Source organism: Candidatus Nanopelagicales bacterium, assembly GCA_037045355.1.
GTDB lineage: Bacteria > Actinomycetota > Actinomycetes > S36-B12.
This window is the reverse complement of the sequence record JBAOHO010000009.1, coordinates 131,622-153,628: the sequence shown is the minus strand read 5'-3', so window position 1 is coordinate 153,628 and position 22,007 is coordinate 131,622. Positions and strand designations below refer to the sequence as shown.

Sequence of the window (22,007 nt, the reverse complement as noted above, 5' to 3'; positions counted from 1 at the left end):
TCCACTGCCACGCGAAGGATCAGCGGATCAGGGTGTCGGTCAGCGCCGCAGCCGCCGCAGCGACAGACTCCGCGATGTCTCCGGTCGTGGCGATGACTGACGCCTCGGGCCAGGCGTCGAACCGCGCCGCCATCGACCGGGCTACGGCGACATCTGCCTCGGATTCGTCGGTCCCCGCACTGAGCCGGTCCCGAATGCGCTGTTGCGTGACGCTGGTCGGCGCGACGCAACACAACTGAACGAGTTCCGCGCCGCAGGCGGCCGCCAGATTGGCGGCGTCTCGACGGTCGTCACGGGCGGCCCAACTGGCATCGAGAATGACACTGCGCCCCAGCCCCATGGCCTTCCCAGCTCGATGCAGCATCGACCGATAGACCGCCGCCCGGCCGGCCGCCGAATACCGGACCCCGGGATCGGCGGCGACCAGCGCGGGCAACTCCCGACGCACGACATCGCTGCGCAGGACATCGAACTCCCCCCGGCGCGCCAGTTCGCGGGTCACCGTGGACTTGCCTGTCCCCGGCAGTCCACCCACGACGACGAGATGCACTTGAGCGAGGCGGAGGTGGGTCCGCGCAAGAGCGATGTGCTCCTCAGCGTCGCGGCGGGCTGCCGCACCGCCGACACCTCCGTTCAGGCAGGCGACCTTGGCGCGGACATGGGCGAAGTAGGCGATCCAATGGTGGGCCAACGACTGCGGCCAGTGGTCCCCCGACAGTCTCGAGTACTCGGACAAGAACCATTCGGCCAAATCCTCGCGCCCTCGCCATTGCAGATCCATGGCCAGGAATGCCACATCGGTCAGGACGTCACCCCGACGGCGGCGATCGTCGAATTCCAGACAGTCGATGATCCGGATGCCATCCGGGAGGAAGAAGACATCGTCACACCGCAGGTCGCCATGACCGTCGCGGATCCGGCCCCGCCGCACGCGATCGGTGAACAGCGCGGCGCGGCCGTCGATGTAGTTCCGTGCCAGACGGGCACAAGCCTGCGCATCGCGACGGGGCACCACGGTGCCGGCGAATGGAGTCAGTCCGGCGATCTCGTCACGCCACAGGCGTCGCACGGCGGCCGCCGTACCTGACTGATCGATCGCATCGGAGCCGTCGGCAGTGGCATGGAACTCCACCAGGTGGTGGGCCAGTTGGGTGAGCCGAGCCGGGGTGTCTGCATCCGTCAGGAGATGATCGAGGCGGATCGCATCGGGTAGCCGGATCATCTCGATGGCATGCTCGACCGGCTCCCCCGCCGCACCGGTGATGTCGATGACCCCGAGGTAGACATCGGGAGCGAGCCGACGATTCAGATGCACCTCGCGCCAACACATCGCCAACCGGCGTTCCCGAGTCGACAGGTCCAGAAAGGGGAACCGAACGGCCTTCTTCACCTTGTACGCCCGATCGGCAGTCAAGGCCACCACGGAAACGTGAGTCTCGATGAACGTGGCGTGGCGACCACTGGCTGCGAGCCACTGCCGCAGCCGGTCACCCGGGGTGGGGGCATCGGGTTCTGCCACACCCCATTGTCCCCCCGCGCATCGTGATTCCGATCGGGTAACACGGCGCGGCCGGTTGCGTGTGGCTGTCGGCGAACAGCCAGCGTTCAACCGAGCATGGGTCCATGACGCTGCCGGAGGACCTCTCACAATCGCTGACCCGTCGGGTTCTGGACGGCGAGCTGCCCGAGCCCGTCTACGCCGTGATCGGCGCGGTGGATGGCCTGTCACGCAACGCTCGCGGCGCTCTGTCCGGGGTCACCCGGACACCGTCGGCTCTCGCTGCGGCGGTCGTGGACCAGTACGACAACCTGGTGGCGCGCGGTCAGAGCCGCAGCGTGGAGTTCGCCGCGGAGCGGGCGGTGCGCAAGCGGGTGTCCCGATTCGAGGACCGATGGGCCCCCACTGCCGCGCGGACAACGGCCCGCATCAATGAGCGCCGGCAACGCTGGCGCGACACCCGCGGCGCCCAGCGGGCTGCACGGGCCAAAGAGCGCGCCCGCCGCACAGCTGATCGATTCGCCGAGATGAACGCACCTGTGCTGATGGACGAAGCGACTGGAGGCCGGTCGTAACCGACCCACCGGCTACTGCGCGCCCATCGCAGGCGGTGATCGTCATCTGCCGTGGTGCAGGTGGGTCATTCGTACAGGATGTACTCGGGTCGGGGTCGAAGCGCCATGACCTCTTTCGGGGTCATGAGCCGAGATCCCCAGGGGGACTGGTGTCCTCTTTGTAGAAGAGTTTGAACCCGGGGTGAATGTACGGCGGTTGATTCTTGATCAGCGCGTTGTACTCCTCGATCTTGGCTTCGGGACCACCGAGGCCATCGATCGACCGGATCAACGCGACTCCTGGCTGAGGCTTGAGACCTTTGATCTTCTCCACGGCACCGAAGTTGAACTGGTGGAAGACCATCACTTTCTCGGGCAAGTTGTGCTCGGCCACGATGTCCGACAGATACATCGCCGCCTCGTTGAGTTCCGGACCGTCCGTGCGACCCAGGTTGACCCCGGGAATCTCCCCAGGATCCATGGCCCATTCCGGGTCGAGGGCGACGCCGACATCGGGCTCTTCGAGGAACTTCTCGTAGTGCTTCATCTCCGGCATGAACTCCGACCGCCCCGGTTGGATGTTCAGCAAGAGCAGGGCCTTGCAGCGCCGGGCCGCTTCGAGGTACTCGCGCACCTGGCCCTTGCCGACACGCGTGCGGTAGGTGCCGTCCTTCTGCGGAGAACCGTGAACCACGACGGGGATGAACTCGAAGACGGGGAGCAAACGGCGCCCGTATTCATACCTCTTGCCGACTCTCTCGATCTGTTCGCAGCGCGCGTCGAGGTCACCCGTCAATCGGCCCATGTCCTCGTTGACGTCGCCCATGACACCGGAGTAGCCGACCAGTCGGTACTCGGGGAACACCTCTCGACCCCCGCGGGGCAGTTCAGGCGGCGGTTCGGGGGCAATGGTCTGTCCCGACTCCGACCCCGATCCCGGTGCCGTGGCACCGTCGGACGTGGCGGTCGGCGATGAGGCGCAGGCCGCAACGAGCAGCCCGGCAGATGCCATGACGGCCGCGTAGACGGCCGTGGTGGAACGGCGGCGACGCAACACGTGAACCCTCCCGATAGGTGTCCCAGCAGGATAACCGGCCGTGAGCCTCGCCCCCGGTAACCACTCAGCCACAACGATTCCTGCGGATTCCGAAGGCTTTGGGCAAGTACACGGCAGCGAACCTTCGTCTTGCGCGCGCCTTTCGTCGCATCCCGCCTGCTGGCGCGGCACTATTGACCTCATCCGTCCGCTGACCTCATCCGTCAGCCGACCCGACAGCCGACGTGACCCGACAGCCGACAGCCGACAGCCGACAGCCGAGGTCCCACAGTCAGGAGAGGAGGTCGACCGCATGACGATCGCCGTGCCCATCATCGCCGGGACCGCCATCAAGGGGGTCGCGGCCACCTTGATGATGCGCAAGGTCCTGGAGCGGCACCCGAACGCGTTCCTCATCACCCTGGCGAGCTTCGGTGTCACACTGCCGCTGCACCGATCCCAACAGAACATCACTCGCGACATCCGGCGCGGCCTCACCAAGATGGGCCGCGACCCGGAATCGCCCGTCGTGCTCGTAGGTCATTCGCAAGGCGCCCTGGCATGCCTGCGGTTCGCGCTCGACAATCCCCTTCAGGTGCAGCACGTGTTCAGCGTCGGTGCCCCGTGGCAGGGGTCGCGCAGCGCCGCGCGTGTAGCCCGCATCGTAGGACTCACCCGGCGCAACCTGACGCCGGCCCTGACCGACATGGCCGAGGGCTCGCAGTTCCTCACCAAGTTGCACGACGACCTGCCCGTCATCGCCGACCGGGTCACGAACATCTACAGCACCCATGAGATCGTCATCTACCCGTACACGGCGGCGCACATCGACGTCCCGGGGGTGACCAACATCCTGATCGCAACGGACAACGAGTACCGGCGCCACCTCGAGACATTCCCCGAATACCCCATCGACGACCACATCCCGGCGCGGGTCACCCACCTCGGCGAGATGAGCAGCCCTGAGGTCCGTGCCACGATCTGGCGCAAGGTCGACCAAATCAGCCGGTCGCTGCGGGCGTCCGGTTCGTGATCGTCCGTGAGGGGCCGCTGCCGGACTACCACTGGGCATCCGCGAGCAGCGAATGTGTGCCCCGGGCAGCATGGGACACGGAACTCACCCCTGTCACAGCACGGGAGAGCGACGAGTTGCCACCGGCTCCCCCACCTCAGCCCGGCGATCTGGAACAGATAGCACACCGTCGGATTCGCATCCTGGCGGCCTACTGGCACGAGGGATGGCCGTTCAGTCGGCCCACCGCCTGGTTGCGCCCAGGTGCCGCGAATGCTCTGTATCGCGCCGCCGACGACCTGCCCAAGGAATTCGGACTGGCCGTGTGGGATGCGTGGCGGGATCCCCAACTGCAGGCAGTACTGCACGACACGGTCTACCAGGACTCCACCCTGGCCCCGGGTTTCGTCACTCGACCCGATCCCGACCCTGCCCGGTGCCCCCCGCACGCGAGTGGCGGCACCGTGGACCTGACCCTCACGTGGCGCGGCGTGCCCTTGTCGCTGGGGACGTCGTTCGACGCTTTCGTCCCCGCTGCGGCGGCGGCCGCGTTCGAGCCCGATGGCCCGCGGCGTGACCGGGATCTTCGCCGTCGGTTGGCTGCGGCCATGGGCGGCGCGGGGTTCGTGGTCCATCCGCAGGAGTGGTGGCACTGGGAGTACGGAACCCGGTTCTGGGCTGCGGTCACGGGCGAACCGGTCAGATATGGACACACGATCCCGAAAGACGGATGACCTGACCATGCGGCGCATGACAGGCCGGACCCGTATCGATCACAGCAACTGGGTCACGATCACGCCGTAGCAGATGATCGTCAGCAGGTCCTGGATCACGGTTGCCAGGGGCCCGGACCCGTACGCGGGATCGCGGCCCAACCGCGCCAACAGGTAGGGCAGGGACATCGCGACCACGGATGCGATGGCGCAGGACAGGAACAGCGCGAGGCCTATGGCGAGCATGAGTCGAAGGTCGCCGAAGACGACCCAGCCGAGCGGGATGAAGAGTGCGGCGACGATGACCCCGATGATGAGACCTGTCCACGCCTCACGGCGAGCAACCCGGGCAACAGACACACCCACGGACAGGCCCCGGACCACGACCGTCTCAGTTTGGGTTCCGACAGCGTCGGCCATGTAGACGACACCGGGGAGGAAGAACGCAAGCATCACCTGAGCGCTGATGGCTGCCTCGAACGACGACACGACGAGGGCCGCGGCCATGGCTCCGGCCAGACCGACCAGAAGCCAGGGCAACCGGTGACGGACCCGCTGGGGAACCGACTCGACGGTGCGACCCACCACAGCCTCCGTGTCGTGGACGACACCTGCCAGGCGAGACATGTCCTCCTCATGCTCGGCAAGCAGGACGCCCATTATCCGGTTGGGCGGCACGATGCCGTGGAACCGGCCTTCGGAGTCGACCACGGCGAGAGCGGACTCACCGTGTTGGACCATGGCCCATGCCGCTTTCTCCTGGTGGGTTCCGGGAGTCACGATCGGAGGCCGTGGATCCATGATGTCCGTGATCCGAACATCAGGCTCCGCAGCGAGGACGTGTTCGACCGACACCAGGCCAACGAGTTCGCCTCCGGACAGAACAGGGATGTCGCTGACGCTGACGTACCGGTTGCCGGGGAGCGCCTCACGCAGTTGCGCGGCAGTCTCCTCCGGGTTCGTCACCGGCACATCATCGGTGACCAGTCCCACGATGGAACGATCGGCTGCAGGCTCTGTCATGCCTCAAGTTTCACCCACCGCGCCCATACCGGACCTGGGGGAATAGCGTGGGGACAGCACAGGTGTCGGACCAGGCCTGGCCGACAGCGTAATGACGCAGAAGACAGGGATGACGCAGAAGACAGGAAGGTGAGAACGATGGAGCGAAACGACCTCGGGCGGGTCATCGTCGACAGTGCTGCAGACATCGATGCGATCGAATGGATCGCCAACGACGCGACACCCGGGGTCCGGCACAAGGTGCTGTGGCAGTCCGGAGCCACTGTGCTCGGTCTGATGCAGATCGATGGTGGGGCGATCAATCCCGAGCACACTCACCACGCGGCCCATCACCACATCCTGATTCTTGATGGGACCTGCCACATGATGGGCAAGGACGTCGGTCCGGGTTCTTACGTCTACGTCCCGCCGGGTGTTCCGCACGAGGCCGCCAACAACGCGTCCACTCCGTGCACGTTCTTCTACACCTACCGCCCGCTGGAGATGCCCACGGGCGACGATGACCTGATCATCGCCTGAGCAGCCCGGAGTCAGCCGACGCCGACGGCCTCAGCGAGTTCGTCGATGCTGGCCACGACGAGATCGGCGAGCGCCTCTGGATCCGGGATCAAGCCCGCGTCGGTGGCGAAACCGACGGTGACCTCGCCGTTGTAACTGAAGATGGTCGCGGTCATCGGCTGGTCACCCGAACACGGTGCGAATCCCACGACCTGTCGCACAGGGGCGCCTGCGAACGTCATCTCGCCGCGTGGCCCGGGCACGTTGGTCAGGACGCCTACCGCCTTGTTGGCGAAGAAGTTGGTCAGTGAGAAGGCCACCGGTCCAGGACTCATGGACACCACACGTTGGATGCCAAAGGTCAGCACGGCTTCGTCTGAGTGCTTGATGCGATCCATCCGGTGATGCATGGTCGCGAGCCGGTCGCGGGGTTTGTCATCGTCCAGCGGCATGGGCAGGATCACGATCGCGAAGTAGTTGCCGAGGTCCGGAGGCAGGTTGTCGGCGAACGGCTTGAGGTTGACCGGCACCATCCAGTTGATCTCGGGCACGTAGGCATCGCGCTCCAGCAGGTAGTTGCGCAACCCCCCGGCCACAGCACTCAAGAGGACATCGTTCACCGTGGCACCGGTCGCCCGGCCGACCTCTTTCACCAACGACAGGGGGATCGGTTCTGACCAGGAGATGGCCTTCTTGGTGCCGGGCTTGCCCGTCCACACGGTCTTGGCGCTGGAGGTGAGTGCGAGTTTGGTCACCGACGACATGTCATTGGCGCCGCGACTCGCCTCGACGCCCATCACGTCCATCGCGTCCAGCAGATGATCTGGATGCCGCAACAGTTCCACGCCGTCCTCGACACCGTGCAGTACAGCACCTGGCGCACCGACCGCCTTGCCGGGAAGCCCGGAGACAGTCTCCATCGGATGGGTGACTGCGTGCGCGATGTCGGAGGCTGCGCCCACACCCGCCTTGCCCAGGAATCGAGTCGCGGCGCCGGCGGTCGAACGCGCCGTGCCCGCGAGACCGGCTACCAGGTCCAGCGGACCTTGCTCGGCGGGTGGCTTGGCCACCGTCACCGGCTTGGCCGACTCGTCGAGTTCACACAAGCCCAGCATGACCTGCGTCAGGCGCACCCCATCGGCAATTGCGTGGTGGAACCGATTGACGATCGCCGATCCGACAGTGCCGTCAGCGAGATTCATCTCCTCGATCAGGTAGGCGCGCCACAGGGGCCGGTCTTTCGGTAATGGCGCGGTGCGCTGATCGGCGAGAAACTGCTGCAGAGCGCGCATGTCCGCCGGCTGCGGGAGCGTCGCCTCGGACAGGTGCCGGTCGATCGAGAAGTAGGGGTCGTCCTGCCACACCCAACCCATCCCAGCGGGGACCGCCTTGCGCTGGAATACCGGGAAGCGCCCGAGCGCGTGCTCGTAGACCGCTCGGACCTGTTCGAGATCGACCTGCTTACCCAGGACCATGGCTCCATCCACAACCATCAGGTTGTTGGGCCGATCCATCGTCAGCCACAGGGCGTCCTGGACACCCATCTGGACACTGGTGACATTGCTCATGACGCCCTCCCGGACCGCTCTCAGTCTATGGCGCGTGCGAAGCGCGTCGCCGCCCGTCAGGCGATCTGCGCCACCGCTTCGCCGAACAGCAGCGAATGGAGGTCGACGTCGACCGCGGTGGTCTGCGGACACATGAGCGCCATGTTGTGGAACGGGGTGATCAGTACACCTCGGTTCGACAAGAAGAGATGCAGGTACTCCTCGAGGTCGTCGTCGTGGGCAGCAGCGGACTCGCTGCCGCTGCGAGGTGCCGGAGAGCAGAACCGGTATTCGGCGCGAGCACCCAACTGCTCGATCGACCAGGGAACCAGGTACTGGCTCAAGACCTGCTCGACCCCGTCCCGGAACCGAGTCGCCAGCTCGATCATGTGGGCGAATGCCTCGTCCGTCAGAACATCTCCCAGCGTTGCTCGCATGGCCGCCGTCGACAAGACGTTGCCCGCCAGGGTGCCTCCGACGCCCCCGACGTCCACAAGGTCCGCATCCTCCCGAGTTGCCACGGCGTCGGCCAAAGCCTGCGTGATCCCATAGGCCCCCGTGGGGATTCCGCCACCGATGCTCTTCCCGATCACGAAGATGTCCGGCCGCAGCCCCCACGCAGCGGTGCAACCTCCCGGACCAGCCGAAATCGTGTGGGTCTCGTCGATGAGGAGCAGGGTTCCGTACTGGTCGCACAGGTCCCGCACGCCGTCCAGGAACCCGGGTTCCGGCAGCACGATTCCGATGTTGGTCAGCGCCGGTTCCATGATCAACACCGCGACGTCGCCGTGCGCCAATCCTGCCTCGACCGATGCCAGGTCGTTGAACTCCGCGACCCGCGTCGTCTGGTCGATCGGGACGGCAGGACCGACGTTGCCCCCGCGCGGTGCCGCACCCCCATCGGCACCCGTGATCACGAAAGTCTCGTCGACCGAGCCGTGATAGCAGTACGAGAACGCCATGACCTTCGAACGCCCGGTCACCATGCGGGCGATCCGCAAGGCCCATCGATTGGCGTCGGTCGCGGTCAGGCTGAAAGACCACAGGGGCATCCCGAATCGGCGCGTGAGCTCGGCGGCGACCCACTCCGCGTCTTCGGTCGGCATCATCGTGGTGATCCCACCTTCTTGACCGATGCGCTTCTCCACAGCGGCGACGGTTGGCTTCGGGGAGTGCCCTGCCATTGCGCCGGTGTCTCCCAGCGCGAAATCGACGTACTCGTTGCCGTCGACGTCGGTGATGCGGTTGCCGTGCGCACCGGCCAGGTACAAGGGGTAGCCACCGGACCATTTGTTCATCCAGGTCATCGGGACGCGCCCGAACAGGTGATCGGCCCGCTCGAACAGGGCGCGGGATTTCGGTGTGCGCTGGACGTGCAGATCCCGCTCCTGCGTCAGGTGCTCGGCCAGTCGCTGTCGATCGATGCTCACGGGGGTTCCTCTCGGTGACTCTGCTGGAGTCAACGTACTGCGAGCCCGCCGAGGTGGGACACTCGAGAAGTCATGGCGAAGACAGACCTGTGGGCCTCAGTGCCCGGCGATCTCTATGCCGTCCTGGGCGTGGCCCCTGACGCAGACGACGGCCATATCCAGGCTGCCTGGCATCGCGCTGCGCGCGCCACGCACCCGGATGTCGGCGGCGATCAGGACAGGTTCCGTTCGGTTCACGTCGCGTATCTGGTCCTGTCGGACCCCGAGCAGCGGCGGCGCTACGACACCGAGCGGGCGATTCGGGCAGCAGCGGCTCGAGCCGAGGCGCGCATGGCCTCCCAGGGAGAGGGAATCCGGTCCCCGCGCGCCGACGCCTCCGAAATCGGACATGGACTGCTGGTGGTCATGGCCCTGCTCGCAGTTGCGGCGGTGGTGCTGGCCTACGTGCTGCCGTGGACCACCCTGGTCACGGGCACGGTGGTGGCCGCGGTGGTCCTCACCCGTTACGCCCGACTGCACGGCTACTGGCCGTAAGTCCGGTGGCAGACTGCCGCGATCAACGCCTCGACCCGTCGGCGTCACCGCCGCCAGAACAAGAACCGGCGCCGGGTCGGGAACGGGTCTTGGTAACCGCCTCGTGGTACTGGACCGGAGGTGCCGTCGTCATCGTCATCGTCATCGTCATCGCCGTTGTGGCGGGCACGACTGCCCGTGGCTATGTGTTCGGAACTCGGGTCCCCGTTGTCGTCGTCCTCCTCGCTGTTGTGCAGGTCGCCGTTCAGCTCGTCGCCGTTCAGCTCGTCGCCGTTCGGCTCGTCTTCGGGCTGGGCATGACTCTTGGTCTTCAGGTGCGCGTCCTTGCGGGCCGCACGGACACCGGCGGCGATGCTGTGCCACATGTGGTCCTCGCCGAGTTCGGTGATGAAGCCCGACTTGGCCAAGACCCTGCGGGCGCGATAGAACACGCGCACCAGGTACAGGTCGATCTGACGTTCTCGCAACCGGGTCAGCAGCAACTCGAGGGTGTCGATGCTGGTGGTGTCCAGTTGGCTCGTGGCTTCGAGGTCCAACACCAGCGCCTGCGTGTCGGCGTTGGCGTCGACTTCGGCCAGCAAGCGATCGGCGATCTCGGTCGAGTTCGCCCAGAACAGCGGGGCGTCGAGCCTGATGACAAGGACCCCGTCGTACGTGCGCCGCTCGGGGTGGTTGTCGATGCTGCCCCACGCGGCCTTCTCGTCGGGCACCTTGCCCATGATGTCCACGTCAGCGCGGCTGGACCGGTAGACGAGCCCGAGAACGGCCAGCCCCACGGCGGCCAGGAGCCCGTAGAGCGGCCCGAGGATCAAGACGCCGACCATCGCGGCGATCGAGGAGTTGAAGTCGTTTCGTCTGATGAGCTGATAACGGCGCAGCGCGCGCAGGTCCATCAGACCCCACACGGCCTGGATGACGATTGCGGACAGGATCGCGCGCGGCAACGGCGCCAGGTACTCGGTGAGGAAGGCCAGAACAAGCAGGACGATCGCGGCACCGAAGAGGCCAGTCATCTGGCTATGTCCACCCGAGCGGCGTGAGGCGGCGGTCTTGGACAGTGACCCGGCCACACCCATCCCCCCGGAGACCCCGGCCGCGAGGTTCGCCACACCGGTACCGACCAGCTCTTGGTTCGTGTTGATGCTGTAACCCTCACGGGCGGCGAAGATGCGGGCCGCGCTGAGACCTTCCGCGAGCCCCACCATGGCCATGGACAACCCGCCGACGATCACGGGCGGGATCTGGTCGCCGGAGATGTGCGGCAACCCGATCGGTGGCAATCCTTGAGGGACAGCGCCGACCACGACGACACCCGCCTGCGACCACGCCAAGGCCGCGGACAACGCAATTCCGACGATCAGAACGATCAAGCCCCAAGGAACCCGCGGCACGAAGTGGGCACCGAGGAACAGGACCACCAGAGCCGTGATTCCAATCGCTGCGGTGAGCGGCTGGATGTCCCCGATCGACGTGAGGATCGAGCCGATCTTGCCGAATATGTCCCCGGTCGCCGGCGGCATCCCCAGGAGACTGGGAATCTCACCGATGATGATCAGCAGGACGAGCCCGAAGACGAATCCGGTGACGATGGGCCGTGACAGGAACTCGGCCGCCCAGCCCAGTTTGGCCACGCCCCCGATGATCAAACCGAGTCCTGCGCCGATGGCCAATGCACTCGTCAACGCCACGACCTGCCCGGGATCTCCTTGGGCCAGGTCGGCGACCAGTGCCCCGGACAGCACCGAGACCGTGGACACCGGTCCGACCACAAGGTGCGGGGACGAGCCGAACACGGCGTAGGCGACCAGCGCGAACGGGATGGCGTACAAGCCCACGATGACCGGCACACCGGCGATACCCGCGTAACCCAGTGCCTGGGGGATCGCCAGCGCTGCGACGACCAGTCCGGCGAGCAGATCGCCGGCGATGTAGGCGCGGCGATAACGCGGCAACCATGACGCGATGGGCAGTCGTCCCATCAGTCCGCTGCCGGCCGCCACCTGCACAGTTGTTAACCCGCCGTTCATCTGTGATTCGTGCCACGGTAGCACCGACGCGCAGGTGAATCCCGGCCGAAATTCATCCGTCAGAGGTCGTGGGAGCCGGTTGATCGGGCCGTCGTGGCAGGGGCTGACGGCAACGAGCTGTCAGGCGGGTCCGGCTCCTGTCTTGATGACGACGAGCCGCTCTTCGGTCATCTCCCGAATCGCCCAGCCGGGACCCTCGCGGGTGTTACCGGAATCGCGCAGGCCGCCATAGGGCATGTGGTCCGCGCGCCACGTCGGCACCTCGTTGATGAGCACTCCCCCGTAGTCCAGGCCCTTGGCAGCCCAGAGCGCGGTGTTGATGTTCGCCGTGAAGATCGCCGCCTGGAGGCCGTAGTGGGAGTCGTTGGCCTCGGCCAGTGCCGCTGCCACGTCGGTGAAGCCGCGCACGACGACCACGGGTCCGAAGATCTCATGGGCGCACACGTCGTCGTCGGGTTGGGCGTCCACCAGAATCGTGGGATTCAGATGACCCTCGGGGGTGACCGTGCCGCCGGCCGCGACCGTGGCCCCATTGGCCGTCGCGGATTCGACCCAGGACTTGACCCGGTCGGTGTTGGCCTTGTCGATCAGGGCGGAGACTTCCGTCGTATCGGCGAGCGGGTCACCGACGACGAGGGTCGACACCTGCCGCACGAGTTCCGCCACGAAATCGTCCTTGATCGAGTCCTCCACCAAGATGCGTTGCGTCGAGATGCAGGACTGTCCCGCGTGCGAGAACCCGGCGAGTCGCACGGCCGCGGCAGCTGCCTTCCAGTCGCCGTCGGCGCAGATGATCAACGGGGAGTTGTTGCCCAGTTCCAGTCCGACTCGCTTGCGGGGGGCCTCCGCACGAATTCCCCAGCCGACTTCCGGAGAACCCGTGAACGAGATGAGTGCGACATCCGGATTGCGCACCAAGGCGTCGCCGACCGTACCCCCGCTGCCGGGAACCACGCTGAGGTACTCCAACGGCAGACCCGCCTCGAACAGGACCTTGGCCAGGTTCAGAGCCGACAGGGGGGTCTGACTGGCAGGTTTCACGACCACAGCGCACCCGGCGGCGATGGCCGGACCGACCTTGTGCGCCACAAGATTGAGGGGGAAGTTGAACGGGCTGATGGCTCCTACCACCCCGATCGGAACCCGCATCACGAAACCGAGATGATCCACCCCCGACGGCGCCGCGTCCATGGGAACCATCTCACCGGTGAACGTGCGCGCCTCCGCGGCGCAGAAAGTCAGGGTCGACACCGCTCGCTGGACCTCGATGCGCGCTTGGGTGAGGGGTTTGGCGGCCTCCCGAGCCAGGTCGTACGCGAAGTCCTCTTGGCGCCCCGCCAGCAACTGGGCCGCTCGGTCGAGGATGGCCGCCCTCTCGTGGGTCGCCAAGGGGGACGTGGCCATCGCGTTGTCGGCCGCAGCCACAGCGGCGTCCACATCGGCCCCACTGAATGCGGGCACCTCGGCGATGAGGGACCCGTCGAAGGGCGACAGCACCTGTCGCGACGAGGTTCCGGCTGTCCACTGTCCGGCTACGGGATATTCAACGGTCATGGGCCCACCTTATGAGAGCCGCGAGCGGGCTTCCTGCCGGACAGGCACGGGCATGGGAGGCGCCTGTCATGGACCTCGCGCCGCGGATCACGCCTTATGGTGGAGGTTGCCGCCTGAGGGGTTCCCCTGGGCGGTATGAACAGACGTCTGCGGATTGAGGTTGACGATGGGCCTGAGACGTCCTCTGGCGCTCTCGGTGGTGTTTGCTCTCACTGCCAGTCTGCTGCTGCTGGCACCTTCGTCTGGTGGAGCGGACGTGAGCAGCTCGTGGGGCTCGGTCACCGATCTGTCCTCGACCGGAGTCGACGCCACGGATCCGCAGATCGAGATCTCGGCGGACGGCAGCCGGGCGATCGCAGTGTGGCTACGGGGCGGCGTAATTCAGGCCCGGGTTGCGACTATGTCCGGGGGCACCGCGACCTGGGGTCCCTTGGAGGACTTCGCTGCTTCGACCGCCGAACCCCCCGCAGTCGCCCTGGACACCGACGGTACCCACGCCACAGTTGTGTGGGATGGCGGTGCTGGGGATTTCATCAGGGCACGGTCGGCAACGGTGTCAGGCAACTCGGCGACTTGGGGCATCACCCGCACAGTTTCCGGCGTGTTGCCCCCAGGCTTTACCGACCCCGATGTCGCTCTGTCCGCCGCGGGCGACCGGGCGACCGCGGTGTGGGTCGATCCGGGAACCACTCGAATCCGATCCGCGTCCAGCACCATCAGCGGGAACGACGCATCGTGGGAGGGTGGCGTGACTAACATCTCCCCGGCGGGAAGCGCATCCCGTCCCGTGATCCGGGTGTCCGACGATGGGGCTGCTGCAATCGCTGCCTGGCGACGCGACAGCGTCGTGGAGTCCGCTGTGGCGACTGTGGCCGGAGCAGCAGCGACGTGGGGAACGGCCACCACGTTGTCCGCGCCGGGTGGGAGCGCCGAACGGGCCGGCACCACACTCTCCGACGATGGGGTCACCGCCACTGCCACCTGGTTGCGAAGCAACGGCTCGCACATCATCGCCCAGTCCCGCTCGGCAACGATCAGCGGAATAGCAGCCGACTGGGGCCCGATGACCGAACTCAGCGCACCGGGCCAGGACGCGGCCAACGTCACAGTCGCGGCAGCCTCCGCCGGAGATCGCGTCATCGCCACATGGGACCGCAACGGGGTGCTGCAGTCCCGGGTGGGAACCGTCAACGGCAACACCGGTACGTGGGGATCCATCACAGCTGTCGTCGGGTCCGGCGCCGCAGTGCCGCAGGTGCAGATGTCGGCTTCGGGAGGCCGATCCGTCGTGATCTGGCGGCAGTCGGACACGGTGATCCAGACCGCGGCCGCGGAGGTCAGCGGTACCACAGGTACCTGGCAGACTCCGGTAACCGTGTCGGCGACCGGTGGGGCGCCATCGCCCCCCGGGGTGAGTTTGTCAGCTGATGGAATCACCGCCGTGGCAACCTGGACACGATCCGATGGGACGAGCCGGATCGCGCAGTCGAACACGGGAATCCTGGTGGGAACCGCGCCATCGGTCACGGCCGTGTCCCCGGCTTCGGGTGGAACGAGCGGCGGTACTCCAGTCACTGTGACGGGAACCGGGTTCCTCAGCGGTGCCACGGTGTCCCTGGGTGGCTCCGCTTGCACCTCCCCCACCGTTGTCTCGACCACGAGCATTACGTGCTCCACTCCGGCCCATGCGGCCGGAGCGGTGGCCGTGACTGTGACCAATCCGGATACGGCGTCCGGCTCGCTGGCCGGCGGTTACACCTACACGGATGGCGCCTCACCCACGTCGAGACCCACCGCCGCTCCCACAACGACCCCGACCACTACTCCCACTACAGCGCCGACCACTCAGCCCACCACGCCCCCGCCGCTCATCAGCAAGCCGGGCGTCGTGAACCGTCTCAAGGCGAGCAACTTCCGCAAGCGCAAGGTGCAGATCTCGTGGCGACCACCAAGCGCCACAGGGAGTTCCCCGATCGTGAAGTACCGGATCCGGTGGACGAAGCCCAACCGCAAGACGAACTACCGATCCTGGCATGAGCAGACAAGTACGAAGCGAACCCTCAAGGGCATGCGAAAGCGCGCCAAGTACAACGTCCAGGTCCAGGCAGCGAACGCCGTGGGCTACGGGTCATGGATGACAGTGGGCTTCCGCCAGAAGAAGTAGCGCGGTAGCGGCACGCTACTCCCCCGACTCGGAACGGCGCAGCGACATGATGTCGGTCACCTCGCGACTCAACCTACTGATCGCCGCCAGCAGGTCGGCCGTCGACTCCACCTGCAGCAGTGAGAGTTGATCCATCGGACCGATGGGGGCGAGTCCGGCCAATTGCCAGGTCGCGATCATCGGATCCGTCGCCAGGGCGACGTCGGCCGGCCAGACAGTCCCTCCGACTTCCTCCATGGCCGCCAGGGCCCGCCTCACCTGTGACTCCGCTTCGTTGCGGGCGGGTTCCAGGCCCGAGTTCCAGTGCAGTTCGGGCAGGGGCGCGAGTGTCGCCCTGGGGTAGGGGCCGTCCGCCTCCCAGTCGACGACTCTGAATCGATCAGTGCCGCGCGCCACCACGGACACGAAGTCCTTGCGAGCGTCAACTTCGATGATCTGCGCCATGGTGCCCACACCGAATCGCTGTTCGCCACCGCCGACCTCCTGTCCTCGCTCAATGAGGACCACCCCGAAAGACGGGTCGTCTTGCTCGAGTAGGTGTCCGAGCATGACGAGGTAGCGCGATTCGAACAAGCGCAGCGGAAGCGGCATATGGGGGAACAGCACCGAACCCAGGGGGAACATCGGTGTTGAGTCCATGCGATCAGCGAACCACCGTGACTCGCGATCGGCAATCCGGCAGGTGCCATGCCTGTCCGCGGCTGCTCAGGTGCAAGTCGTATGTTGATGAGGTGAACGTGGTCGCGATCGGCATCCTTGCTGTGGTGACATCTCTGGGCGTGGGGGCGGGCGGAACCGACGATGTCCGGTGGAACAAGGGAAGCGGCCCACAGCAGATGAGCAAGGGGATTCCGAATCCGCCCGGGTGGTATCGCGCGGCGGTCGGTCCCCGGACCCACGACAAGGTCCTGTACCTGACGTTCGACGACGGCCCCGCTCCCGCCACGAGTTCGCTCCTGCGAGCGCTGCGACGTCACGATGCCACCGCCACCTTCTTCGTATCCGGACAAGCGGCTGCGGCCGACAAGTCGACCATCCGGCGGATGCACCGCGACGGTCACGCCATCGGCAACCACACGTGGGATCACCCGAGGTTGACGCAGATATCCACGCGGAAGGTTCATTGGCAACTGCGCCACCCCGAGCGTCTGATCCGCCTGGACTCGTGCATGCGACCGCCCTATGGGCTGATCAACGAGCGAGTGGCCAAGGTGGCACTGGGTCTGGGATTCCAGCCGGTGATGTGGACCGCGCACATCGACGACTGGTCACCACACTCCCAGCGATGGACGGTCCGCGCGCTGCGCAAGGCGACGAGCCCGGGGGCGGTAATCCTGATGCACGACACTCACGCTACGACCGTCTCCGCCGTGCGCACGATGCTGCCGAAGTGGCAGAAGATGGGCTACCGGTTCGCCGTCGTCCCCGCCTGCGAACCCGGATAGCCCCAAGAGGACCCTGTCACTCCAGATAGTCGCGCAGCACCTGTGAGCGACTCGGGTGGCGCAACTTGGACATGGTCTTCGACTCGATCTGACGGATACGTTCGCGAGTGACGCCGTAGACCTTGCCGATCTCGTCGAGGGTCTTGGGCTGGCCGTCAGTGAGACCGAAGCGCATGCGAACGACGCCCGCCTCGCGATCGGACAAGGTGACCAAGACCTGATCCAGCTGCTCTTGGAGCAAGGTGAATGACACAGCGTCTGCAGGAACGATGGCCTCGGAGTCCTCGATCAGGTCACCGAACTCGCTGTCGCCGTCCTCGCCGAGGGGCGTGTGCAGCGAGATGGGTTCCCGGCCGTACTTCTGAACCTCGACGATTTTCTCGGGGGTCATGTCGAGCTCTTTGGCCAACTCCTCGGGCGTCGGCTCGCGGCCCAGGTCCTGCAACATCTGCCGCTGGACACGCGCCAGTTTGTTGATGACCTCGACCATGTGCACCGGGATCCGGATGGTACGTGCCTGATCGGCCATAGCGCGGGTGATGGCCTGACGAATCCACCACGTCGCGTAGGTGGAGAACTTGTAGCCCTTCTTGTAATCGAACTTCTCGACCGCACGGATAAGGCCCAGATTGCCTTCCTGGATCAGGTCGAGGAACAGCATGCCGCGGCCGGTGTAACGCTTGGCGAGCGAGACCACCAAGCGCAGGTTCGCTTCGAGAAGGTGGTTCTTGGCGCGACGGCCGATGACGACGAGCTGCTCCAACTCGTAGAGCTGGTCGTCGTTGAGCTTCTTCGTGAACGCCGGATCGGCCAGCTTCTCCTCGGCGAAGAGTCCCGCCTCGATCCGTTTGGCCAGCACCACCTCTTGCTCGGCATTCAGCAGGGGAACCTTGCCGATCTGCTTCAAGTAGTCCTTGACCGGGTCCGCAGTGGCGCCGGCCACAGTGACGGTCTGGACCGGTTCGTCGGTGTCGTCGCTGTCCGACAGCACGAAACCCTCGGTGCCGGGCGCAGCAGGCTTGCCGGAGTCATCCTTCTCCAGGGTTGCCAGGTCCTTTTGCAGGTCGGCCTCGGCCGCTGCCTCGATCTCCGCAGCGGCGGACATGTCCACCTCGTCGTCGGCACTCTTGTCTGCCACGGGGGCATCGGCCACGACAGTGGCGACAACCGCAGTCTCGTCGTCCGTCTTGGCCCGCTTGGCACCCCTGGACTTGGTCGCGGGCTTGGTGGTCTTTGTCGACTCTGCCTTCGCCGTCTCGCCTGCCCCAGAGGATTTCTTGGCTGCTGATGCCTTCTTCGCTGCAGGCGCTTTCTTGGCCGCCGCGGATTTGGTGGTCGCCGCCTTGGTGGCGGTCTTCTTCGCTGCCACGCCGGCGGTGGCCTTCTTGGCGGGGGTCTTTTTCACCGCGGCCTTGCGTGCGGGGGTTTGCTTCGCCGCGGTCTTGGTGGTCGGCTTCTTGGTCGCAGGCCTTGCAGTTGACGCCGTCTTGGCTGACGCCTTGGTGGTCGATGTTGTGGCGCCGGCCTTGCCGTTCTTGGCGGCGTTGGCAGCATCGGCACTCTTGGCGGGTGCCTTGGTGGTGCGGCCTTTGGTGGCGGTCTTGGCGGCCAACAGTCCTCCTCGTGGCGGAATACGAAAGGCCCGTGTCAAGTCCTGAGGACTTGGACGGGCTTGGGCGCCGAGCGCCAAGGTTCATTGTGACACGGGTTCAGTCATGTCGCGGATTCAACACCCCGGTGGCGGCACCTGCCTCAGTGGGAACACCGAAACGCTGTTTCGGATTCCCGATGCGGGCCTACCCGTTTCCTGGGTCGAGTATGCCGGACCCGCCAGCAATCGCCCGATCGGATCTGCCCCAGGGCACAATCGGCCCGCTGCCGCGGGCGGCGCACCGCGCCCCGGACCGCCCGAGTCCGCTGGGTAGGCTGGTCGGGTGATCGTGTCGCTGCCGTGGCTGAGGGCCGCGTTGACGGCGAGCGTCATGCTCGCACTCGGCGTCACGATGCACACCCTGGCGGGGGGCTCCACCTCCACGTCGATCACACTCCTCGCGGTGTTCGTGGTGGCCCTCCTCGTGGCCCGCGGCGCGCAAGGCCGACCGGGATCAGCGCCACGAACAGCCGGGGTGCTCGTATTGGGACAGGTGGCCGTCCATGTGGCACTGAGCCCGGGGACGGGTGCCGGCAGTCACGCCCCGCACGCCATGTCCTCGAGCCACTCGGCCATGTCGACAGCGGACATGGCGATGACCCACGGAGATGCTCTGCGCACGTCCACCGATGCCTACGGCCCCCAGATTGCCTCTGCGATCGCGGATGCTCTCGCGTGCCTGGTGTCCGAACCGACGATGGTGGCCGGGCATCTTCTGGCGGCTGCGGCGCTGGGGTGGTGGCTCGCATCTGGGGAGCAGCGCTCACTGCAAGCCCTCACGGTCTTGTCGGGCTTGTCAGGCACTTCCGCGCGATCGTTACTGGATCTGCTCACAGCGGTGTGGCCGCTGGCTGAGCGAGCCGCGCGAGGCCTTCGGACGATTCCCTCAGAGGCAGCCCCCGCACTTCAGAGCCGGTTCGTCGATGTCGGCCATCCCCACCGTGGCCCACCTGCCTTTGCCTGACACAGGGGTTCGCTGGCGGCGTCACTGACGGTGTAATGGCGGCGCTCCCATCACTCACCCGGCGATGACGGCCGAGTGGTCCCCGCCGGTTGGCCGCAGGCTCGTCCGTCGACTCTTGTCATCCAGCGGCCGTTCCATTCATCCATCGACCGTTCTCATCCATCGACCGTTCTCATCCATCGACTCTGAGGTAATCCATGAATCGCATGACCACATCACGCACGACCAACCACCGCCCCCGAGCTCTCGCCCTCGCAGCGGCTGCCGTTCTGGGGGTCGGCTCACTGTCGGGCTGCACCGGCAACTCGTCACCGACGGCTGGGGGCAGTCCGTCACCGAGTTGTCCCATCACCGTGTCCGACGGCTGGGTCAAGGCGGCCAACTCCGGCATGACTGCCGCATTCGGAACACTCACCAACAGTTCAGGCGAACCGGTAACGGTAACGGCCGCGTCGTCCCCGTCGTCGGCCCGTACCGAGCTGCATGAAGTTGTCGATTCCGGCGGCTCCATGGTCATGAAACCGGTGGCCGACGGGTTCGCTGTGCCGGCCAGCGGAACTTTGCTGCTTGAGCCCGGGGGCTATCACGTGATGCTGATGGATCTCACGGGCCCCATCAAGGCCGGTAAGGACATCACCATCACCTTGACCTGTACCGGTGGCGCCACGGCCCAGTTCACGGCGCAAGCCAAGAACTTCTCAGGAGGAGACGAGAAGTATCAACCAGGTGGATCCGAGTCCATGGACTCCGATGGACTCCATGTCACCAGATCCGACGAAGTCGTCACCAGACCCGACGAAGTCGTCGCCGGACCCGACGAAGTCCTGACCGATGGCACAGACTCCACGTCGTTCGTCCCCCGTGTCGCGACGCCACCTGCTGATGGGTGGCGCCGCGACACTGGGCGCCATGACGGTCGCGCGCCCCACCCCGATTGGAGCAGACGAATCCGCCGTCGTCTCCGACACTCCACCCACCGAGCACGTCGGCACCGCGATTGAGTCCTGTTGGGGGCCGCACCAGGCAGGAGTAACCACCCCGTTGCAGTCCTTCGCCAGTTTCGTCGGGTTCACCCTGCGCACAGGCGTGACCCGTGCGGACCTGGCGCGTTTGATGAAGGTGTGGACCGACGACATCGAGCGACTCACGCAGGGACTGCCGGCCCTGGCCGACGTGGCACCGGAACTCGCCGCTGTGCCCGCTCGCCTGACCATCACTGTCGGCGTGGGACCTGGACTGTTCACTGCTGCTGGGATGCAGGACGTTCCGCGCCCACGGTGGCTGCGGCCGCTCCCACGATTCAATGTGGATGACCTGCAGCGACGCTGGTCGGGTGGTGACCTGGTCGTGCAGATCGGGGCCGACGATCCGATCACGGTCTCCCACGCCCGTCAGGTTCTCACCGGTGACGCCAAGGCCACCGCAAATGTGGATTGGGTGCAGCCGGGCTTTCATCGCGCGGTCGGGACCACCCCCGCGGGATCGACTGGCCGCAACTTGATGGGGTTCATCGACGGCACGGTGAACCCAACCCCCGGGACCAGTGATTTCGATTCTGTCGTCTGGGTCGACGAGGGGCCGGACTGGATTCGTGGCGGATCCGGCATGGTCCTGCGTCGTATCCGCATGAACCTGGATACGTGGTCCGGACTCGACCGCACTTCCCGCGAGCAGATGATGGGGCGTCGGCTCAGCGACGGTGCACCCTTGACCGGAGGAAGCGAGAAGGATCCCCCCGACCTCGCCGCTACCACCAACGGCTTGCTCACGATCCCCGAGTTCGCTCACATCCGGCTCGCGGCTCCGCAGAATCCCGAGGAGCGGATCTATCGCCGTCCGTACAACTACGACGATGGTGAGACCAACGGTAGACCGGATGCCGGTTTGCTCTTCGTAGCATTCGCGGGAGATGTCGATCGACAGTTCGTGCCTATCCAGGAGCGACTGCAGGACGAGGATCTGCTCAACGTGTGGACCACCCCCATCGGGTCCAGCGTCGCCGCGGTGTTGCCCGGGTTCGAGTCCGGTGGCTGGCTGGGGCACGCGTTGTTCGGGTGAGAACTGTCCGGGTGAGAGCTGTCCGCCGCACGCCGTGCCCCGATGGTTACAGCGCAGGTGTCAGATACCCGCCGACGACTCACTCGACGCCGCTTTGGCGAGTTTCTGGGCCTTCTTCCACTCGCGCACCTCGTTCAGGGTCTGGATGTCGGTGACATCCGCCACCGACATCCGCGTTCCCCGCTTGCCGTAGGGGGCGCAGGCCGACTGCCAACCACGAGGCTTGACGTCCAACCTCTTGGCAACCAATGCCAGGAACCTAGATGGCAGAATAGCGGTAGACACCTACGAGGGGACTC

At 66.0% G+C, this 22,007-nt stretch carries 20 protein-coding genes; 10 read left to right on the top strand and 10 right to left on the bottom strand.

From position 1 onward, the window contains the following. Window positions 1-19: 19 nt before the first annotated feature. The gene (locus V9E98_03355) at window positions 20-1,519 is read right to left on the bottom strand and encodes an AAA family ATPase (GenBank protein ID MEI2716025.1); all 1,500 of its coding nucleotides are present in this window, start codon (window positions 1,517-1,519) and stop codon (window positions 20-22) included. Between the two features lie 104 nt (window positions 1,520-1,623). Here V9E98_03355 and V9E98_03350 point away from each other — a divergent pair, with 104 nt between their 5' ends. Next, window positions 1,624-2,073 carry a hypothetical protein gene (locus V9E98_03350; protein MEI2716024.1) on the top strand — a complete coding sequence of 150 codons (450 nt, stop codon included), beginning with the start codon at window positions 1,624-1,626 and terminating at the stop codon, window positions 2,071-2,073. A gap of 121 nt (window positions 2,074-2,194) precedes the next feature. Here the strand turns inward: V9E98_03350 and V9E98_03345 are convergent, their stop codons facing one another. Continuing rightward, window positions 2,195-3,106, bottom strand: a complete 912-nt coding sequence (locus V9E98_03345; protein ID MEI2716023.1) for a hypothetical protein — start codon at window positions 3,104-3,106, stop codon at window positions 2,195-2,197. Between the two features lie 295 nt (window positions 3,107-3,401). Between V9E98_03345 and V9E98_03340 the strand changes: the two genes are divergently transcribed. Beyond that, window positions 3,402-4,121, top strand: a complete 720-nt coding sequence (locus V9E98_03340) for a hypothetical protein (GenBank protein MEI2716022.1) — start codon at window positions 3,402-3,404, stop codon at window positions 4,119-4,121. After that, entirely contained in the window at window positions 4,118-4,834 is a 717-nt protein-coding gene (locus V9E98_03335) for a M15 family metallopeptidase (protein MEI2716021.1), read from the top strand. Before V9E98_03340 ends, V9E98_03335 begins: the two co-directional genes overlap by 4 nt. A gap of 39 nt (window positions 4,835-4,873) precedes the next feature. Here V9E98_03335 and V9E98_03330 read toward each other — a convergent pair whose 3' ends face one another. Further along, entirely contained in the window at window positions 4,874-5,836 is a 963-nt protein-coding gene (locus V9E98_03330) for a magnesium transporter (protein MEI2716020.1), read from the bottom strand. Window positions 5,837-5,974: 138 nt separating this feature from the next. Here V9E98_03330 and V9E98_03325 point away from each other — a divergent pair, with 138 nt between their 5' ends. Next, on the top strand, window positions 5,975-6,355 hold the full coding sequence (locus V9E98_03325) for a cupin domain-containing protein (GenBank protein ID MEI2716019.1): 381 nt from the start codon (window positions 5,975-5,977) through the stop codon (window positions 6,353-6,355). Window positions 6,356-6,366: 11 nt separating this feature from the next. Here the strand turns inward: V9E98_03325 and V9E98_03320 are convergent, their stop codons facing one another. After that, complete coding sequence (locus V9E98_03320) at window positions 6,367-7,902, bottom strand: WS/DGAT domain-containing protein (protein ID MEI2716018.1); 1,536 nt, start codon at window positions 7,900-7,902, stop codon at window positions 6,367-6,369. A gap of 56 nt (window positions 7,903-7,958) precedes the next feature. Then, complete coding sequence (locus V9E98_03315) at window positions 7,959-9,311, bottom strand: transaminase (GenBank protein MEI2716017.1); 1,353 nt, start codon at window positions 9,309-9,311, stop codon at window positions 7,959-7,961. A 72-nt stretch (window positions 9,312-9,383) separates the two neighbouring features. Between V9E98_03315 and V9E98_03310 the strand changes: the two genes are divergently transcribed. After that, on the top strand, window positions 9,384-9,845 hold the full coding sequence (locus V9E98_03310) for a J domain-containing protein (protein MEI2716016.1): 462 nt from the start codon (window positions 9,384-9,386) through the stop codon (window positions 9,843-9,845). 44 nt (window positions 9,846-9,889) lie between these two features. Here the strand turns inward: V9E98_03310 and sulP are convergent, their stop codons facing one another. Together sulP and V9E98_03300 are read right to left on the bottom strand one after the other, a co-directional pair. Next, window positions 9,890-11,872 (bottom strand): sulfate permease, encoded by a 1,983-nt coding sequence (gene sulP, locus V9E98_03305; GenBank protein MEI2716015.1) that lies wholly within the window; start codon window positions 11,870-11,872, stop codon window positions 9,890-9,892. A 120-nt stretch (window positions 11,873-11,992) separates the two neighbouring features. Further along, window positions 11,993-13,426, bottom strand: coding sequence for an aldehyde dehydrogenase family protein (locus tag V9E98_03300; protein ID MEI2716014.1), 1,434 nt, complete (start codon window positions 13,424-13,426; stop codon window positions 11,993-11,995). A 256-nt stretch (window positions 13,427-13,682) separates the two neighbouring features. Here V9E98_03300 and V9E98_03295 point away from each other — a divergent pair, with 256 nt between their 5' ends. After that, entirely contained in the window at window positions 13,683-15,590 is a 1,908-nt protein-coding gene (locus V9E98_03295) for an IPT/TIG domain-containing protein (GenBank protein MEI2716013.1), read from the top strand. A 15-nt stretch (window positions 15,591-15,605) separates the two neighbouring features. Here V9E98_03295 and V9E98_03290 read toward each other — a convergent pair whose 3' ends face one another. Beyond that, window positions 15,606-16,229, bottom strand: a complete 624-nt coding sequence (locus tag V9E98_03290; protein ID MEI2716012.1) for an LON peptidase substrate-binding domain-containing protein — start codon at window positions 16,227-16,229, stop codon at window positions 15,606-15,608. 92 nt (window positions 16,230-16,321) lie between these two features. Between V9E98_03290 and V9E98_03285 the strand changes: the two genes are divergently transcribed. Beyond that, window positions 16,322-17,035, top strand: coding sequence for a polysaccharide deacetylase family protein (locus V9E98_03285; GenBank protein MEI2716011.1), 714 nt, complete (start codon window positions 16,322-16,324; stop codon window positions 17,033-17,035). A gap of 16 nt (window positions 17,036-17,051) precedes the next feature. Here the strand turns inward: V9E98_03285 and V9E98_03280 are convergent, their stop codons facing one another. Then, window positions 17,052-18,647, bottom strand: a complete 1,596-nt coding sequence (locus tag V9E98_03280; protein ID MEI2716010.1) for an RNA polymerase sigma factor — start codon at window positions 18,645-18,647, stop codon at window positions 17,052-17,054. Between the two features lie 322 nt (window positions 18,648-18,969). Here V9E98_03280 and V9E98_03275 point away from each other — a divergent pair, with 322 nt between their 5' ends. From V9E98_03275 to V9E98_03265, 3 genes are all read left to right on the top strand, one after another. Then, window positions 18,970-19,650, top strand: a complete 681-nt coding sequence (locus tag V9E98_03275) for a hypothetical protein (GenBank protein ID MEI2716009.1) — start codon at window positions 18,970-18,972, stop codon at window positions 19,648-19,650. A 206-nt stretch (window positions 19,651-19,856) separates the two neighbouring features. After that, the gene (locus tag V9E98_03270) at window positions 19,857-20,651 is read left to right on the top strand and encodes a copper chaperone PCu(A)C (protein ID MEI2716008.1); all 795 of its coding nucleotides are present in this window, start codon (window positions 19,857-19,859) and stop codon (window positions 20,649-20,651) included. Continuing rightward, window positions 20,560-21,708, top strand: coding sequence for a Dyp-type peroxidase (locus V9E98_03265; protein ID MEI2716007.1), 1,149 nt, complete (start codon window positions 20,560-20,562; stop codon window positions 21,706-21,708). Before V9E98_03270 ends, V9E98_03265 begins: the two co-directional genes overlap by 92 nt. Window positions 21,709-21,768: 60 nt before the next feature. On the opposite strand, the gene V9E98_03260 is transcribed toward V9E98_03265, so the two are convergent. Further along, window positions 21,769-21,993 (bottom strand): hypothetical protein, encoded by a 225-nt coding sequence (locus V9E98_03260; GenBank protein ID MEI2716006.1) that lies wholly within the window; start codon window positions 21,991-21,993, stop codon window positions 21,769-21,771. Between the last annotated feature and the right edge of the window lie 14 nt (window positions 21,994-22,007).